This window comes from Meishania litoralis, assembly GCF_042611095.1.
Classification (GTDB): Bacteria; Bacteroidota; Bacteroidia; order Flavobacteriales; family Flavobacteriaceae; genus Meishania; species Meishania litoralis.
The window spans coordinates 159,286-176,622 of the sequence record NZ_JBHFPV010000004.1 but is presented as its reverse complement, the minus strand read 5'-3'; the positions used below and the strand labels follow the sequence as shown (position 1 = coordinate 176,622).

Genomic DNA, 17,337 nt, shown 5'->3' with positions numbered 1-17,337 from the left:
GAAAAATGGAACAAAAGTTGTAATTTGTGAAGCACAACAACAGTTTATCATGACTGTTCGTTTTTTGATTGATGAATAAACTCCGGCTGATTACCGGAGTTTTTTCATTTAAGGCGTAGATCAATTCCTTTTTTAAAGCACTTGACCATGACTGAAAATCATGAACAACCGAACAATCCACTTCATGGTGTAAAATTATTGGACATAATGGAACACCTTACCCAAAATTACACATGGAATGAATTGGCATCCGAAATAAATATCAATTGCTTCAATAACAACCCTTCCATAAAGTCAAGTTTAAAATTCTTGAGAAGAACGCCATGGGCCAGAAAAAAAGTCGAATAGCTGTATTTAAAATCGATTATTAGTTAAATGGGATTCAATATTGTGCTAATAGAACCTGAAATACCCAATAATACCGGTAATATCGGCAGATTGGCACTGGCTACAGGTTCAAGACTGCACTTGGTAAAACCTTTCGGGTTCGAACTTAATGACAAACACCTTAAACGGGCGGGACTTGATTATTGGAAATATCTTTCACCATCTATTTATGAGAACGTTGGTGATTTCTTCTCACTTCATGCGGATAAAAAAATGGCATTCTTTTCAAGTCATGGAAAAAAAGAGCATTGGTCCATCGAATTCGAAGAAGATATGTTTTTAATATTTGGAAAGGAGTCCGTTGGACTTTCAAAAGACATTATCGGAAAAAATACCGACATGCTCTATAGAATTCCCTTGTACAATAGTCGTATACGCAGTTTGAATTTGGCAAATGCGGTTGGTATCGTCGTTTATGAGGGTTTGAGAAAATCTATTCCTTAAGCTATCCATCTTTGTTCAATGGCCTTGAAACTTAATCATTGTTTTAAAAAAAATAAAAGTTTATTTTGGCCGTACAACAAATTAGAATTTGTATGAAACATGCTATTCTTGGATTCTTATTGATTACAATCCATTTTTTAGGATGTTCTCAACAAAAAAAAACTAGTTCACCCTATGTGCTTATCATTCAACCGATAGTAGTACAAAGCGACAAAGGTGACAATCCGGCCTCCATTGCTGTTCCAGAAGAACTAGTTGATAGATCGTACGAAAAAGCAGGGGTCGATTTTCGCTTTCTGGAACCTATTTTCTACAATGACACCAAGACCAGAGATGGTCTAATCAATCTTGATGAAATAGTCGAAAATGTGAGAAAAGAAGGAATATTGAGAGGACAAGATGATGTGGTCAACATGTTTTTCGTTAACGCGGTAGATGGAAATAAAGGACCTCTAGGAAGGGGGATGATGAATGGAAACTTTACATTTATAGCTTTAGGAGAGCGTACCGAAGAAGAGGATGACCGTGAACTTAAATACATGCAAGCTTTTGTAATCGCCCATGAAGTAGGGCATAATCTTTCCCTTAAGCATATTATTGATGATGATAATATACCAGACGATGTTCCTAATATTCAAGGTGATGGGAATTTCAAAGATCGTATTGATCCAAAATATAGTCTTACCGATTATCAAATCGATATCGTTCGCAAAAGCAATTTGGTACACCCCAGAATAGATTTTCTGAAGAAAGAAAAAGGAGAAATCGCCATTTTGGACGAAACTTTTGAACCCTATTTTTCTCAACTCCAGATTCGTGAAATATCAGCTTTTGTAGGAGAGAATCCTCCATTGCAGCAAGTTGATAGTGCCCGAGTGTTTGCAAGAAAAAAATTCGCCTCGGCAGTTACCAATTTTACACCAAAGGAAAAAAAGTGTATTTCATATGTTACCGAAAGGGTAATAGAAATTCTTGAAAAAAATAGTATTTCGCTGATGGCGGATCAACCATGGCGTTTCATAAAAATAGAGGATTGGTTATGTGGTGGCTTCGCCCATACCAGAGGAACTTATATTATTTTAAGCCAAAGGCATATCGACTATTTGACAAAGGAATGGAGCGAAAATATGACTCCTGAAGATGAGCAAGCACTTGTCGTCAAATTAGGCGGGCTCTTGGTACACGAGCAAATGCACTCGCTACAGCGAACATATAAGTCAAGATTTACAAAACTCTATACCGAGAATTGGAATTTTGTACGCGCAGATATTACGGTCGATGAAAGTATTAAAGTTGATCAGGTATCAAATCCTGATGCACCTATTGCAGAGTGGCTAATTTCGAATCCCGTAGATAAAGATTCGTATTATTGGTTGCGCACACTTTTGAAGAAAGGCAAGGGAATTCCTGTTATGGGCAAAGACTTCGTAGATAAGGTTTTTATCATAAGAAAAATGAACGGCAATTACTTCGTTCAAAAAGACTCATTACAAAATCCTAATTATAAAACCGTTGATGACATTCCCTTCTATAAGAATTCTTTCCCGACCTCAAGAGGTCTTGACCATCCCAACGAAATTTCTGCATACATGTTTTCCGATTACTTTAAGGCATTGGCAGAAGAAAAAAAACCATTTTCAGATACTGCACCTGAGGCCTCTAAAAATGCGAAGGCATTTACTGATTGGATAAAGGTTTATATGAAGTAATAAATAGTGCGGTAACGAACTTTTGTTTCACTCAAGATCTTATACCATCGCCGTCCTTATTTTCATTGGGCTCATTAAAAGGTATTTTTGGTATATTAGTTACATTAAATTTCAGGTATGAAGAAGGCCACCCAATTAATCGCCCTTATTTATTTTTTTATTTCATGCAAGCAAGAAAAAGAAGTTCATTCTATCGAACCCCAAAAGATTACGATAGATGACATATCATTAAACGTACCCAATGGATTTGAACTAGAGGAACTCTACAGCCCGAGTGAGAATGAACAGGGATCATGGGTCGCTTTAGCCCAAGGTCCGGACAATTGGCTTTTTTCCTGCGATCAGTACGGAAAAATATATAAGTTCAAAGCACCATCGGAAGGCAGCGTCATAAATGCCGATGAAATAATACCGCTAAATCTTAAAATTGGTCATGCCCATGGCCTACTTTGGGCCTTCAACAGCCTTTACGTTGCGGTAAATAAAAATTGGAGCGACGACCTGCCCGATGAAAAGGAATATGGTAGTGGGGTGTATCGTCTAACGGATACCGATGGCGACGGTACGCTCGACAAAACCGAAATGTTATTAAAATTAAACGGTGCCGGCGAACACGGGCCACATAGTTTTGTGCTTTCACCAGATGGTACACAAATCTATTTTATTGCCGGGAATCATGTTTTGGTACCCGAAACATTGAAGGAAAATAGCTTGTTGCCTACCAATTGGGGCGAAGACAATCTTTTCGAACCTTATTTAGATGCCCGTGGACACGCCAATGACATCAAGGCTCCTGGAGGGTGGGTCGCGAAGTTCAATCCGGATGGAACGGATTGGGAGCTTATCTCCGCAGGATACCGAAATCCTTTTGATATGGCATTCAATCAAGACGGTGAACTTTTCGCCTATGATGCCGATATGGAGTGGGATATAGGAATGCCTTGGTACCGCCCAACGAGAATATGCCATGTGACCAGTGGCGGTGAATACGGATGGCGTACGGGATCCGGCAAATGGCCGGCTTACTATCCTGATAATCTTCCAGCTGTTCATAATCTAGAACAAGGTTCGCCGACGGCGGTTCTAGCAGGGAACACCCTAAATTTTCCATCGAAGTACAAAAACGGACTTCTTATCATGGATTGGAGTTTCGGCACCATCTATTTTATCGACCTGCAGCCCAATGGCAGCAGTTATACGGGCACTCGGGAAGAATTTCTGTCAGGCACTCCCCTACCCTTGACCGATATGATCGCAGGCATTGACGGAAACCTATATTTTGCCACCGGGGGCCGCCGGATCGATTCGCACCTATTTCGATTACGATATACTGGAAATGAGGAAACAACTGAAGCAAAAATAGTGGATTCGGAATCGGAAAAACTCCGCGAACTAAGACATAATATTGAGCGATATCATATAGAAAAATCGGAAGAAGCCATTCCATTGGCTTGGAATAATCTGAACCATAAGGATCGGTTTATCCGCTATGCATCGCGAATCGCATTAGAACATCAACCGACCGCACAATGGCAAGATCGTTTTTTTAGTGAACAAGACCCTACAAAAATCATCGAGGCCGGAATTGCCCTAGCGCATCAAGGTGATAAAAGTTTACAAAAGAACATACTCGAAAAATTGAACCAACTGAATCTTGAATCACTTTCAAAACATGATCAAGTTGCACTGTTACGCACCTATGCCCTCTTATTCATAAGAATGGGCGAACCCGAAGCTGGTATTGGAGATGCGACCGGCCGCAAATTAAATTCTTATTTCCCGCACGCCAACAATACCATTAACCGAGAACTTGGGCAATTATTGTTGTTCCTCAAGGCAGATGGTGTTACCGAAAATTTGGCCGACCTACTCGAAAGACATGCCAAGGAAAATACGATTACCGAGGGTGTTGAAATGCTTTCCGAAGAGGCCACTTTAAGAAGTGAGCAGTACGGGCCGCTCATTCGCGATGTTATTGCCAAAATGCCCCCGAGCGAATCGATTTACTACGGCATGTTATTGAGCCATGCCGATGAAGGTTGGACGAAAGAAGCCCGTGAAAAATACTTCAAGTGGTTTTTCGATGTGATGAATGCAAAAGGTGGCATGAGCTTTAAGGCCTATATCGAGAATGTACGACAGAAGGCCATGACACATGTGCCAAAAGCAGAAAGGGAATACTATGAGAGGCTCTCGGGTATCTATTCTCCAACCGATGCTTTGGCAGATCTTCCCAAACCCATAGGCCCTGGTCAGAATTACACCATGCAGAATGCCAATAGTATTTATTGGGAAAAAAGTAAGGAATACAAAAGTACCATTGCAAAAGGAGAAAGGGCCTATCGGGCCGCCTTGTGCATTTCATGCCATAGAATGAAAGGAGAAGGAGGGGCCACAGGGCCTGACCTCACACAAATACATTCCAAATTCAGCAGTTACGACCTGACTTTTTCGCTCATAAGCCCTAGCGACGAGATTTCGGATCAATATGCGAATACTGTTTTCCATAAAAAAGATGGTTCGCAGGTTATCGGAAGGTTGTTGTCCGATTCGGGTGATTCCCTGAACATTATGACAAATCCATATAACCCGTCTTACACCTCAAAATTGGCCAAGACCGATGTTGAGAGACAAGAGCTTTCGCCGGTTTCGCCGATGCCTCCAGGACTTTTGAATCGCCTGAACGATGAAGAAATCATAGACCTCTATGCATACCTATTGTCGGGCGGAGATGAAAACCATGAAATCTATACGGGCAAAAAGAGCGAGTAGTAATCAAGAATCGAAAAGTTAAATAGTTTCTTTAATGGAAAAACATAATGCCGAAACATGTGATTCCTTTTAGGTGGCTACAAATCTTTATTCTGATGGCCGTAACGCAAGTTTTCTCCCAAGGAAAAAGAATAAGGGACTACGGTATTGAAATCGGTGTTTTAAAAACAGGGGCTTACAATGCGATAACCGACGTCGAGGGGGTTCTGGTAGGCCATACTACCTTAATTATGGGCGATAGCATAAGAACCGGGGTAACGGCCATACTGCCCCATTCTGACAATATCTTTCAATTAAAAGTTCCGGCGGCCATATATATAGGTAACGGTTTTGGAAAATTAGCCGGTTACAGCCAAGTCAAAGAATTGGGAAATATTGAGACTCCCGTTGTTCTCACGAATACCTTGAGCGTACCAACAGCTTCAGATGCGTTGATAGGTTATACGTTGGATCAACAGGGAAATACAACCGTCAGGTCAGTCAACTCCGTAGTAGGGGAAACAAACGATGGCTATTTGAACGACATACGAGGAAGGCATGTAAAACATGAACATGTTATTGCCGCCATTAAAAATGCCAAGAACGGCCCTGTTGAAGAGGGCAATGTCGGTGCGGGCACCGGAACTGTGTGTTTTGGTTTCAAAGGCGGAATCGGGACATCTTCACGAATTGCACCCGAATCTTTTGGCAGTTATACTGTCGGCGTTTTGGTGCAAACAAATTTCGGTGGCGTACTTGAAATCAATGGAGTACCCGTTGCCAAAGAATTGGGCAATATTCCAAGGCAGTTCAATTATGATGTCGATGGCTCTTGTATGATGGTCGTTGTTACGGATGCCCCACTAAGTTCAAGAAATTTAGAGCGTCTCGCCAAAAGAGCGATTATGGGATTGGCAAAAACAGGGGGCATTGCCTCCAACGGTAGTGGAGACTATGTCATCGCCATGTCAACGGCCAAAAGCAACTTGATTCCCCATTCCAGTGATTCGTTGCTTCGCGAAACCAAAATTTTGCGTAACGACGGATTGTCCCCCTTATTTCTAGCAACCATAGAAGCGACTGAAGAAGCAATTTTAAACTCGCTCTTCACAGCTGAAACGATGCTTGGGAGAGACGGTCACAAAATATCGTCGATTCCAATCGATACGGTTCTATCCCTTATGAAAAAATACAATAAACTCAAGGATTAATCTCAATGTGATCTTTCTAAATCAATAAATTAACGCCGACTAAAAATATCCAGAAAATTTTCCGATCCAAATTTCGCTCTAAATTTGTTGCGCAGAAAACGAACAAGCAAAAACTATAATCAAGTAAAATGGGTACCATACGATTTTCGGTATTGGTCTTCTTTTTTCTTCCATTAATTACAGGCTGTAAAGGGAATAACAAGGAAAAAGTAGCAACCATAGAAAGGCAAAATACTTTTAAAACACCATTGGGCAAGGAGTTTTCATTGCCGGAACCATCCCCGAAAATGATATCCCAATATGATTCGGCCAAAAAAGATTATGAAAAGGACGAGGATAACGCCGATAATATTATTTGGTATGGCAGAAGAACGGCCTATTTAGGAAATTATGAAGATGCCATAAATATCTTCTCGGAAGGGATTAGGAAATTTCCCGAAGATGCGCGATTCTATAGACATCGTGGACATCGGTACATTTCGATCCGAAAGTTCGATGAGGCAATTGCCGATCTTGAAACAGCCGCACAATTAATTGCAGGCACGGAAAACGCAGTAGAGCCCGATGGCATTCCGAATGCAAAGAATATTCCGGTAAGTACGCTGCATGGCAATATTTGGTATCATTTAGGTTTGGCCTACTACCTCAAACATGATTATGAAAAGGCCTTTGATGCGTACATAAAATGTAGACAATCGGGCGAACTGCCCGACAATATCGTTTCAAGTACCCATTGGCTCTATATGATCCAACGTCGGCTTGGCAACGAAGAAATAGCCAACAAAATGCTGGATCCGATAATGAATGAAATGAACGTCATTGAAAATCAAAGTTATCATAAGCTTTGTAAGCTATATAAAGGGCTGATATCTCTTGACTCACTTGAAAATACGGTTACGGGAAACCCAACCGGAGACGCCATTGCCTATGGGCTCTCGAATTGGTATTTCTATAACGGTGAAAAAGCAAAGGCAAAAGAAGCCATGGAAGCACTGATCGAAAGCAAGGCTTTTACCTCGTTTGGTTATATTGCCGCAGAAAGTGATCTGACCCATTATTTCAACTAAATCTTCGAACATTATCCATGGCAGAAAACAAAGCTTACATTTTAGGAACGGACAGGGAGGAACTTTTTAGGTTGGGCGTGCAGCACCAAGTTTGGGCCGAAGAAGCCCAACAAGGGTGGAAATCGGCAAATTTTAAAGCTGGACAAACGATTCTCGATCTGGGGTGCGGACCTGGCTACTGCACCAAGGAATTGGCATTTCTTGTGGGCCAAAAAGGAGAGGTCATCGGTATCGACAAGTCGGAAGCATATATAGAATTTTTGAAACAGGTAAGACAAAATTACAGCCTGAATATCAGGGCGATCCATTCGGATTTTGACCAAATGGCGCTTGAACCCGAAAGCTTGGATGGTATGTACTGCCGCTGGGCCTTGGCATGGATCCCGAATCCCGAAGAAATACTTGCCAAAGTCCATAAGGCGTTGAAACCGGGCGGTAGAATGGTCATTCAAGAATACTATGATTGGTCTACCCTTCAAACGGAGCCTAGAAAAGAGTCGTTGGCAAAAGCCATCGCCATGGCGTTAAAAAGTTTCAAAGATTCCGATTCGGAGGTCGATATCGGAAGACATCTTCCCAAGATGTTACACGATATTGGCATGAAGATAGTCGGTTTTCGACCAATGTCTAAAATAGGTACTCCAGATAACGGGGTATGGCAATGGCCAAAAACCTTTTTCGAAAGTTACTTTCCGCGCCTAGTGCCTCAAAACTACCTGACCGATGATGAGGTGAGAAAAGCACTTTCAGAAATGGGGGAATTGAAAAAAATTCCCGGGGCTTCAATCTGCACTTGCCTAATGTCAGAGGTTATTGCCGAAAAAGTGTAGCGAATAAACGCGGCCAACCTGTTATTTTGAAATGTTATGTACACCGTTCGACATATCATTTCACTACTTTTGTAAAAATCCTCACAAGCAAATGAGCACTATTAAAATAGCACCTTCTCTTCTCGCCGCCGATTTCGGCAATCTTCAACGTGATGTAGAAATGGTCGAGAACAGCATGGCCGATTGGCACCATTTAGATATTATGGATGGCGTTTTTGTACCTAATATTTCCTATGGAATGCCCGTAATGAAAGCTATTGGAGAGCATGCCGTTAAGCCTTTGGACGTGCATTTGATGATCATCGATCCAGACCGCTATATCAAGACTTTTGCCGAATTGGGCGCCCATGTGCTTACCGTGCACTATGAAGCCTGTACCCACTTACATAAAAGTCTACAGGCCATAAAATCTGAAGGAATGAAGGCGGGGGTAGCTTTGAATCCGCATACCAACATCAATGTTCTCGAAGACACCATCAACGACATCGACCTGGTCTGCATGATGAGTGTAAATCCGGGGTTTGGAGGACAGTCCTTTATCGAAAACACCTATAAAAAGGTGCGCGATTTAAAAGCCTTGATCCAACATAAAAGGGCAAAGACACTTATTGAAGTGGACGGTGGTGTTACCTCAAAAAATGCCAAAGCCCTTATAAATGCCGGAGCCGATGTTCTAGTGGCCGGCAGTTTTGTCTTTAAAAGTGAAAATCCTACCCTGACCATACAAGAGCTAAAGGAAATTACTTCGTAATGGCACAATTCGATATTGTAATTGTTGGGGGAGGGCCGATCGGAATTGCCTGTGGCCTTGAGGCAAAGAAAAAAGGATTGAAGTATATCATTCTCGAAAAAGGGCCGATCGTAAATTCCCTTTTCAATTATCCCGTGAACATGCAGTTCTTTTCGTCTTCCGAGCGGCTGGAAATCGATGATATACCCTTTATCAGCAAAGAGGCCAAACCCAAACGCAATGAAGCCTTGGAATATTACCGTCGTATCGTGACCGGTAACCAATTGAACATCCGCCTATTTGAAAAGGTAGAAAAAGTCGCAAAATCGGATAACCAATTCGAAGTTCGGACCGACAAAAACACATTTACGGCCACCAATGTGATTATCGCAACAGGCTTCTACGATCTTCCCAATTTGCTCAATGTACCCGGTGAAGATCTTCCCAAAGTTTCCCATTACTACAAGGACCCTCATTTTTATGCGAGTCAAAAATTAGCCGTCATCGGTGCAAGTAATTCCGCTATCGATGCAGCTTTGGAATGTTGGCGAAAGGGATCCGATGTAAGTCTGATCATTCGTGGGCCTGAAGTCGGTCAACGGGTCAAATATTGGGTACGGCCCGATATCATCAACCGTATTGAGGAGGGGAGCATTAAGGCCTATTATAACGCTACGGTTAAGGAAATCAAGCAGAACAAGATTGTCATAGACACACCAGAAGGTACCATTGAACTTAAAAACGACTTTGTGCTCGCACTCACGGGCTATATGCCCAATTTTGAATTTTTGGAAAACTTGGGAATCGAACTCTCCGATGATGAAAAAAGACTTCCCAATTATGATCCTGAAACCATGGAGACCAACGTCAAGGGATTATACCTCGCCGGAGTGATCTGCGGGGGCATGGAAACACATAAATGGTTCATCGAAAATTCGCGGATACATGCCAAACTCATTATTGAGCATCTTCTTAAGAAAGAACTTTTTTGATTTAAGTTCCAATCAGGCCTATACTTTTTTGATTACCGAAATTCCCTAAGGTGTATCTTATACAGTAATTTCTTAAAAGGTTTAGAGGTAAAAAAAATTTAATTTTCTATAGAACTTTTGAACCCAGCAACATTTGGTATTAACTAAATCAAAAAGCGTATATTTAAATATATCAAAATCAACTAGTTGTATTTTTTCTCATTAATAGGCCTTATAGATAATGGAAGTTCATAAGCCTAACCGGAAAGAGTTAGACCATTACATAACAATGATGTATGTAGTAGGTGGAGGGTCGAATTCAAGAGTAAGGCCATATAGCGAAATGTCTCTGCCAAGTGGCCACCCTTTTATAGTCTTCAAACACTCAGGAGATTTCACTATTCATAATAATATTTTAAATAAGACTATTGAACTACCCAAAATGTATTTTACCGGGCAACAGGTCAGTAGTGCCAATATTACCTCAAAGGACAAGTTTTTCGAGGCCTTTGTAATCTGCCTCAGACCTACGGCCGTTTGGCATATTTTTGGAATTGACGTATCAACTTTGGAAGATGAGGTAATGGACCTTGAGATTGTCATCAAGAATAGCCAAGACCTATTCGGCAATCTATTGCGAAAAGATTTGAAAATAAATCAGCGGATAGAAATCTTTGAAAATGGTCTAATTGAACATTTGAATGACAAAAAATTTGAATCAAACATAATAGATATTGCAGTAGATAAAATTTTGAAAGCAAAAGGCTGCGTAAAAATCCAAGACTTGGCGTCAAAACTTAACATAAGTATTAGATACTTCCGTAAAAAATTCAAAGAAATTGTTGGGGTTACCCCATCGGTCTATACCAGAATCATACGTTTCAATTATTTATTTTCAGAAATGAATTCTCAAAACAAGAATGATTTTATATCACTTGGCGCATACTATGGCTATTTTGACATTGCCCATTTTTCAAGAGATTTCAAAAAATATTGTGGCCACGCCCCAACTAAGTTTCATTTGGACAAATTCAATTTCTTTAAAGAAGTTTGGATTGACGATCCTCTCATATTGAAAATCGATTAGCTTACCTTTCTCAAAGAAAAGACCGATTTATACAACAAGGAGGGAATTCTTTGCCTTAATTTCATCTTAACTGTATTCTTATCGCTATTATTTTTTAGGTTTTTACCCCTAGATCCCCCTTCAAGCATTCAGAACTATGAAGAAAATTGTTTTTGGGTTAATCGTCATCCTATTTTTATTGTCATCGCATGCCCAGGACAACAATGCAAAAACAGGTGATAATGGAGCCTCCAAGAAAACTGTCACCTTTCGGAGTTTGCCAGTGGCGAAATCGTTAAATCCAAACTATATAGGTCTGGGAAACTTCAATCCTCTTTACCCAAATTTCTATACATATTGGAGTGATAAATTTTGGCCCATCGAAGTCATAAACATTCAATATTTGCCCAGTTCAAACCTTACGGTGCCCACAAATAAAAAAGGCATGTCAATTGAAATATCGGGCAAAACCCAAATTCCTGGTCAGGAATTTATAAATATAGGGCCTCCCGTATACGAAACATCGGATTTGGCATTTTACGAAAAGCTTTTTCGTGAAAGTAAAGAATATATCCTCGTTTTTAACTTTAACGGTAGGGGTCATCTCATGTACTATCATAAGTCCCTCTGCCCAGATTATTTTAAATAATAATGAATCTTATGAAGAATTTTCTTGTACACCTGACCATCCTTGTTATGTTGTGTTTTTCCCTAGAAAAAACATCGACAGGACATTACGGAAAATCCATCGAACAAAAAGGTTTAGATGAAAATATTGCCGGAACTTCACCGATGGCCGCCGTCAACATTCCTGGGCTTGGTCTTTATCTTTTTCGGGGCAGCGAGTACTATAAATACGAAATGATAAATAATGAACGGGTGCTATTGGCCGGCTATCCAAAAAAACTGCCCGGTGGTTGGCAAGGGTTGCCTGACAGCTTTCTTTCAGGAATAGATGCAGCGGTATACCACCCCCCCAGTGAGACCACCTTTTTTTTCAAGGGAAGCCAATATGTTAGGTTAAAAGGTATAAAGGTGATGGAAGGTTTTCCCAGAAAGTTGCCGGGTGGTTGGCAAAGTTTGCCTTCAGGGTTTTCCGAAGATATTGACGCTGCGATGTATTATCCTGGAGAGGATGGAGTGGAAGGGCATATCATACTTGTAAAAGGCAACAAATATGTGAGCTACAAGAATTTCAAACTTCAAGTGTTGGACGGAAATGTGAAAGATCTGTGGAACGCGAATCTACCTTCTCCTTTTAATATAAAAATAGATGCAATGCTTGAAAATCCCATTGGGACATTTCTAATTAGCGGTAATAATTACGTAACCGCTTTGGGCAATAAGTTGAACGAAACATCAGATGGGCTAAGTTTCGCCCGTCGCTCTCAAGTGGCCTTTGGCGGAATAAATTCAATGAACGATTGGCACGTAAAACTATATAACCTTGCCCCGCCTGATTATTCAAAAATTTCAGCGGATGCGGGAGTTTATATTCCCGATATGGGCACCTATATTTTTGCGGATGACAAGTATTACAAATATACACCTGATTTGAGTGGCAAAAAGGAACCAAAGCTTGCCAATGGTTATCCATTGGCCTTACCAGGAAATTGGCAGGGCCTACCTAAAGAATTTCACGCCGACATTGATGCAGCTTTTTACATCGGGAATAAAAAAACCTATTTGATTAAAGGAAATCAATATTTACGAATTACCGGTCGAAAAGTGGACGAGGGATATCCCAGAACATTCCCGGGCAATTGGGAAGGCCTTCCCAAGTCGTTCTATTCCGACATCGATGCGGCATTTACCGTAGGCGGGGAAGGTAAAACCTATGTAATTTTGGTAAAAAACAAGTCTTTTGTGGCATTCCATAATTGGAAAAAAGTTGCTTCGGGTAGTACAAAGGATTTATTCAAAGGTCTGCCAAAAGGATACAACAATGAAATACAAGCAGCTATAGGGCTATTGGTAGGTCAAACGCTCTTTTCCGGAGACCAATCTATGGTGGCTTTACATGGTTACGCCACGGAAGGTGCTTCATTTTCTTTGAAGGAGTTACCACAGGTCGAGCCCTTTTATGAAGCCAGACCAGCAGATTTATGGAAGCTGCCCGTCCGCAAAAGACCGTTTAAGAGTTCTGCCAATGGAAATAATGATGGTATTGATATAGCTGTATTGCCTGAATCGAGCAAAGAAAAACCGAATAGAACAGAAAAAAAGGACGAACCAAAGGAAGAAGGTAATTACGAGTGCGTTACAACGCACGTTGACGAAAAACTGGTATCCCCAGAACAGGTTTTGTTAAATCCAACTAGTGAAGTTATATGGCTGGGTGCAATTGTTGACGGAACAAGTATTCCTACCGGTGAGTATAAATTATTGAGTTTCCCCCGAAATCCCTATACAATAAAAATCAACAATGTATCACAGGCAAAAATCGCCAGTGCCACGATCTCAAATACCCTGGCGCAATCGCATATCAATGATAATGTAAACAAAATTCTAAGAAGTATACCGCGAGGCCAAATACCAAATCTCAGTTCATCATATAAGGAAGATGAGGTTTATAGTGAAAAACAGTTTCGGTTAAGTTTTGGAGGCAGTTATAATGCGGGTTTGTATAGCATTAGTGCAGGCATGAGCATGTCATCGACCAAAAAAAAGCATCGGCTGGTCATAGAATTTGCCCAAAAATGTTTTACCATGTCCATGGATGATATCGGAAGCTATAAGCAGTGGATCAAAGACCCATCAAATATTGATTTCTATAATACCATGCCAATGTACGTTTCCTCCATTACCTATGGGCGACGTGCGTACATGAGTATTGAATCCGATGAATCTATTGATGCTTTGAGCACTTATTTTTCAGGAAGGTATACAACAGCTGAAATCGAGGCAAAATTGAGCAAAAGTGAGGTGATTAAAAATTCCACTGTTAAGGTTTACATTGCCGGTGGCGACCCGAACAAAGCAGCTGCCGGTATCACGGGTAACTATAATGATTTTCTCAACTATATTAAAACAGCACCACAAACAGATAGGGATGTGGTGCCAGTATCTTACACCATGAAATTTTTAAAGGATAAATCAAATGCAAAGGTCAGCCTAACTTCGAAGTATGCCATAAGAAATTGTACGGCCAACCAACTAAAATGGAAACTTACAGTTGATGAAATTGGCGTAGCAGGAAATGCTGATTTATACGGAAGTATAAACATCTCTTTTTGTAATAACGATAGAAAAAAGGTCAAAGAAGTACGAGGGATCTGGGATGTCGATGCAGGACAAGCAACTACCCATAAATCCATTATCGTTGGCAAAGCGGTGAACCATGAGTTTAAAGATAAAAATGAATTAAAGGGTGCCTACGTTCGAATCGAATGGCACTATGTAGATAAAAAAACACTTGGCAATGAACACTGGAACGGGTCGAAAGAAATCTTTCTTTCAGACGTATCCGATGGGATAGAAAAAATTTCGATTCCAACCTATAATAAGGATTTACAGGTCACGGGCAATTTTACGCTTCAGTCATATTAACAATATTGAATTAGTAATGAGTACATATAAAAATTACCATTTTAGAAGATTTGAGGATTTCATTCGAAAACTGCTTGTAATGTCGTTCATTATTGTGAGCGGTGAAATAATTGCCCAAATGCCTCCATTGGCCAAAGAATATGTAAAACGTGAGGCCGGTGCTTCGGCCAGAATTAAACAGGACTTAAAAGAACTCCGGCTCAAAGGAAAAAATGAGAACTGGACCTTTCAAGTTGGATACACGGGCATGTATGAATTAAAAACAGATTGGATTACCGGTCATGTCAAGGGTAAGGGACTTGAAGGTTCACCAGAAATTAAATTGGTTGCAGATGATATTAGTCTAGTGACAGGTAAAAGATTAACGGAAATCGAACAGTTAAGGTCTTTTGATCTAAGGGAACACCAAGTTGTCACAATCCCCAAAAATCAAGGTATTTGCGGTTGCAATTGGGCCTTTGTGGCCACTTCGCTTGCTGAGACAGCCATATTAATAGAGGACAAATCCTCAAATAAAGACCTTGACCTATCTGAACAGTTTGTATTAGATTGTTCTGAAGCAGGTGACAGTGGCAAGGGATCAATAGTACAAGCACTAGGTTTCTTAAAAACAGCCTATCTGCCAAAAGAGGAAAACTACCGCGATTATGACAGAGAAAAAAAACAGTGTACGGATCCGGTTAACCAGAATTCTGAGTTTTACAAAATAGGTGGATTCAAGCGTGTTTGGGGAGATTATGATGCTGATAAAATAAGTGAAATGGTCATACATATTAAATATGCCCTATATCGATATGGTGCGGTTTCAAGCACAATTATTGTAAATGATGAGTTTAAAAAATATGCTGGAGGAGTTTTTAATTATAATGGAGGATATAGTCCATCTTCAGCCCTTCATTTAATTCAGATAATTGGATGGGACAATGCTAAAAAAGCTTGGCTCATAAAAAATTCTTGGGGAACGGATTGGGGTGAAGAAGGATTTGCTTGGGTAAACTATGAATTTCTAAATATTGGAGCTTCAAGCATTTGTATATTTAACAAAGAAGATATCGGCATTACGGGTGATATTGTAATCACAGGTGACAATGAAGATAAAAATGGTATCGGAAGCACCGATAATAAAAAAGGAAACGGAGATGGTAGCACAATAGATGGAAAAGTTGATGATGGCACTGGCGATGGCCGAGGGAAAGGGGATGAGAGCGGAGATGACATTGACGATGATATTAGGAAAACTGATGATAAAAAAGGTAACGGTGGGGGCAGTACTATCGATGGCAAAGGCGATGATGGCACCGGTGATGATAGGGGAAATGGCAATGATGAGGATAAAACTAAAGTAACCATTCCAGACCCGCCAACTAAAAAAGGTTCGGAACATATCATTGATGCGGCCATATATCACAATGGCCATTCCTATTTTTTTTCTGGAAATAGATATTCTCGCTTTACGGGAACAAAAATAGACAAGGGCTATCCCAGAGAAATTAATAAAGGATGGAAGGGGTTGCCAAATCATTTTCAAGAAGGTATTGACGCAGCGCTCTTTTATCCCCCTACTGGACAAATTTATTTTTTCAAGGGTCATGAATATGTGCGATTTACCCCTCAATCAAATACCATGGATTGGGAAGAAAATCGTGAAGAACTTGCCGAAAATCAAGAAACGAACAGCCAATCTGGAAAAGGGTACGTTGTTGATGCAAAATATCCCCTGGACCTCCCTGGAGGATGGAAAGGGCTGCCGGCAGACTTTGCCTCTGGTATTGATGCGGCCATTTATACTAACGGTTTTACCTATTTTTTCAAGGGAAACAAATATGTCAGATTTCGAGGGACAACAATAGATGATGGATATGAAACCCCAAAAACGCTTCCCGGAGGTTGGAAAATGGATGATACTTTTCATGAAAATATAGGTGCGTCATTTTACTATCCTGATTCCGAAAAGAACTATTTTTTTAAAGGGAACAGGTATCTTAGATTAAAAACATACCAAATGGATAAAGCTCCAACCGATTTACCCGGCGGTTGGAAAGGCCTAGAAATAGACTAACAGAAATGCATGGTTTCTTTGAAGATTGTGGGATGGCTAATCAAAAAGTTTGTACAAAATAAGAGTGGTATAAGAATCCCTTAAAGCAAAGCTTCCATAAACATAAGCTTATCTGAAACTTTTTTAGCCTTTACTACTCCTTTTTGCAGTTCGGTCAAGAATGAAACAGCACATAAATTGGGATTACCCCAAAAAATAGGATAAGGCAGATTTTAACCAAGTTTGATTGCGTTGAAAAAACCTCATCTTTTAAATTCCCAATGTTTCGATTCATTTTTTTATTAATCAAAATAATCGAGATGATGGCAAAGACTAGAAGTATTACGCGTCCGATTATGATATAGTTGACAAAGTTTATTTCCTTGATTTTTAGGATGAAATCAGCTTTTGAAAATTGATATGCAAGAGCTAAACTTTGAAGAATTACGAATCCGGATATTGCGTTCGATTTCTTTTCTAGATTTTCATAAACAAATTTTGCTTTGTCATCCATGGATCTAATTTTGATTTTAGAAGGGTGGTTGTTTGATCAAAGTGTTTAGTTTAACTTTTTAGTTTTGAGC

The 17,337-nt window shown here is 40.2% G+C and carries 14 protein-coding genes; 13 read left to right on the top strand and 1 reads right to left on the bottom strand.

From position 1 onward, the window contains the following. Nucleotides 1–147 precede the first annotated feature (147 nt). From ACEZ3G_RS14400 to ACEZ3G_RS14340, 13 genes are all read left to right on the top strand, one after another. A complete protein-coding gene (locus ACEZ3G_RS14400; protein ID WP_432426214.1) occupies nt 148–348 on the top strand; it encodes a VF530 family protein in 201 nt (66 codons plus the stop codon). 27 nt (nt 349–375) lie between these two features. Then, complete coding sequence (locus tag ACEZ3G_RS14395; RefSeq protein ID WP_432426213.1) at nt 376–831, top strand: tRNA (cytidine(34)-2'-O)-methyltransferase; 456 nt, start codon at nt 376–378, stop codon at nt 829–831. Between the two features lie 92 nt (nt 832–923). Then, a complete protein-coding gene (locus tag ACEZ3G_RS14390; RefSeq protein ID WP_432426212.1) occupies nt 924–2,540 on the top strand; it encodes a hypothetical protein in 1,617 nt (538 codons plus the stop codon). Between the two features lie 117 nt (nt 2,541–2,657). Continuing rightward, nucleotides 2,658–5,312 carry a c-type cytochrome gene (locus tag ACEZ3G_RS14385; RefSeq protein WP_432426211.1) on the top strand — a complete coding sequence of 885 codons (2,655 nt, stop codon included), beginning with the start codon at nt 2,658–2,660 and terminating at the stop codon, nt 5,310–5,312. A gap of 95 nt (nt 5,313–5,407) precedes the next feature. Next, nucleotides 5,408–6,502: a DmpA family aminopeptidase gene (locus ACEZ3G_RS14380; RefSeq protein ID WP_432426210.1), complete on the top strand. Its 1,095-nt coding sequence runs from the start codon at nt 5,408–5,410 to the stop codon at nt 6,500–6,502. Nucleotides 6,503–6,630: 128 nt separating this feature from the next. Continuing rightward, nucleotides 6,631–7,569: a tetratricopeptide repeat protein gene (locus tag ACEZ3G_RS14375; protein ID WP_432426209.1), complete on the top strand. Its 939-nt coding sequence runs from the start codon at nt 6,631–6,633 to the stop codon at nt 7,567–7,569. A gap of 17 nt (nt 7,570–7,586) precedes the next feature. After that, on the top strand, nt 7,587–8,399 hold the full coding sequence (locus ACEZ3G_RS14370; RefSeq protein WP_432426208.1) for a methyltransferase domain-containing protein: 813 nt from the start codon (nt 7,587–7,589) through the stop codon (nt 8,397–8,399). Between the two features lie 91 nt (nt 8,400–8,490). Further along, nucleotides 8,491–9,150: a ribulose-phosphate 3-epimerase gene (rpe, locus tag ACEZ3G_RS14365; protein ID WP_432426207.1), complete on the top strand. Its 660-nt coding sequence runs from the start codon at nt 8,491–8,493 to the stop codon at nt 9,148–9,150. Then, complete coding sequence (locus ACEZ3G_RS14360) at nt 9,150–10,121, top strand: YpdA family putative bacillithiol disulfide reductase (RefSeq protein WP_432426206.1); 972 nt, start codon at nt 9,150–9,152, stop codon at nt 10,119–10,121. Before rpe ends, ACEZ3G_RS14360 begins: the two co-directional genes overlap by 1 nt. Before the next feature lie 220 nt (nt 10,122–10,341). Further along, a complete protein-coding gene (locus ACEZ3G_RS14355) occupies nt 10,342–11,187 on the top strand; it encodes an AraC family transcriptional regulator (protein WP_432426205.1) in 846 nt (281 codons plus the stop codon). 136 nt (nt 11,188–11,323) lie between these two features. After that, nucleotides 11,324–11,815, top strand: coding sequence for a hypothetical protein (locus ACEZ3G_RS14350; protein ID WP_432426204.1), 492 nt, complete (start codon nt 11,324–11,326; stop codon nt 11,813–11,815). Nucleotides 11,816–11,826: 11 nt separating this feature from the next. Further along, nucleotides 11,827–14,715, top strand: a complete 2,889-nt coding sequence (locus ACEZ3G_RS14345) for a hemopexin repeat-containing protein (protein ID WP_432426203.1) — start codon at nt 11,827–11,829, stop codon at nt 14,713–14,715. 247 nt (nt 14,716–14,962) lie between these two features. Beyond that, nucleotides 14,963–16,774, top strand: a complete 1,812-nt coding sequence (locus ACEZ3G_RS14340) for a C1 family peptidase (protein ID WP_432426202.1) — start codon at nt 14,963–14,965, stop codon at nt 16,772–16,774. 154 nt (nt 16,775–16,928) lie between these two features. On the opposite strand, the gene ACEZ3G_RS14335 is transcribed toward ACEZ3G_RS14340, so the two are convergent. After that, the gene (locus tag ACEZ3G_RS14335) at nt 16,929–17,267 is read right to left on the bottom strand and encodes a hypothetical protein (RefSeq protein WP_432426201.1); all 339 of its coding nucleotides are present in this window, start codon (nt 17,265–17,267) and stop codon (nt 16,929–16,931) included. Nucleotides 17,268–17,337 lie beyond the last annotated feature (70 nt).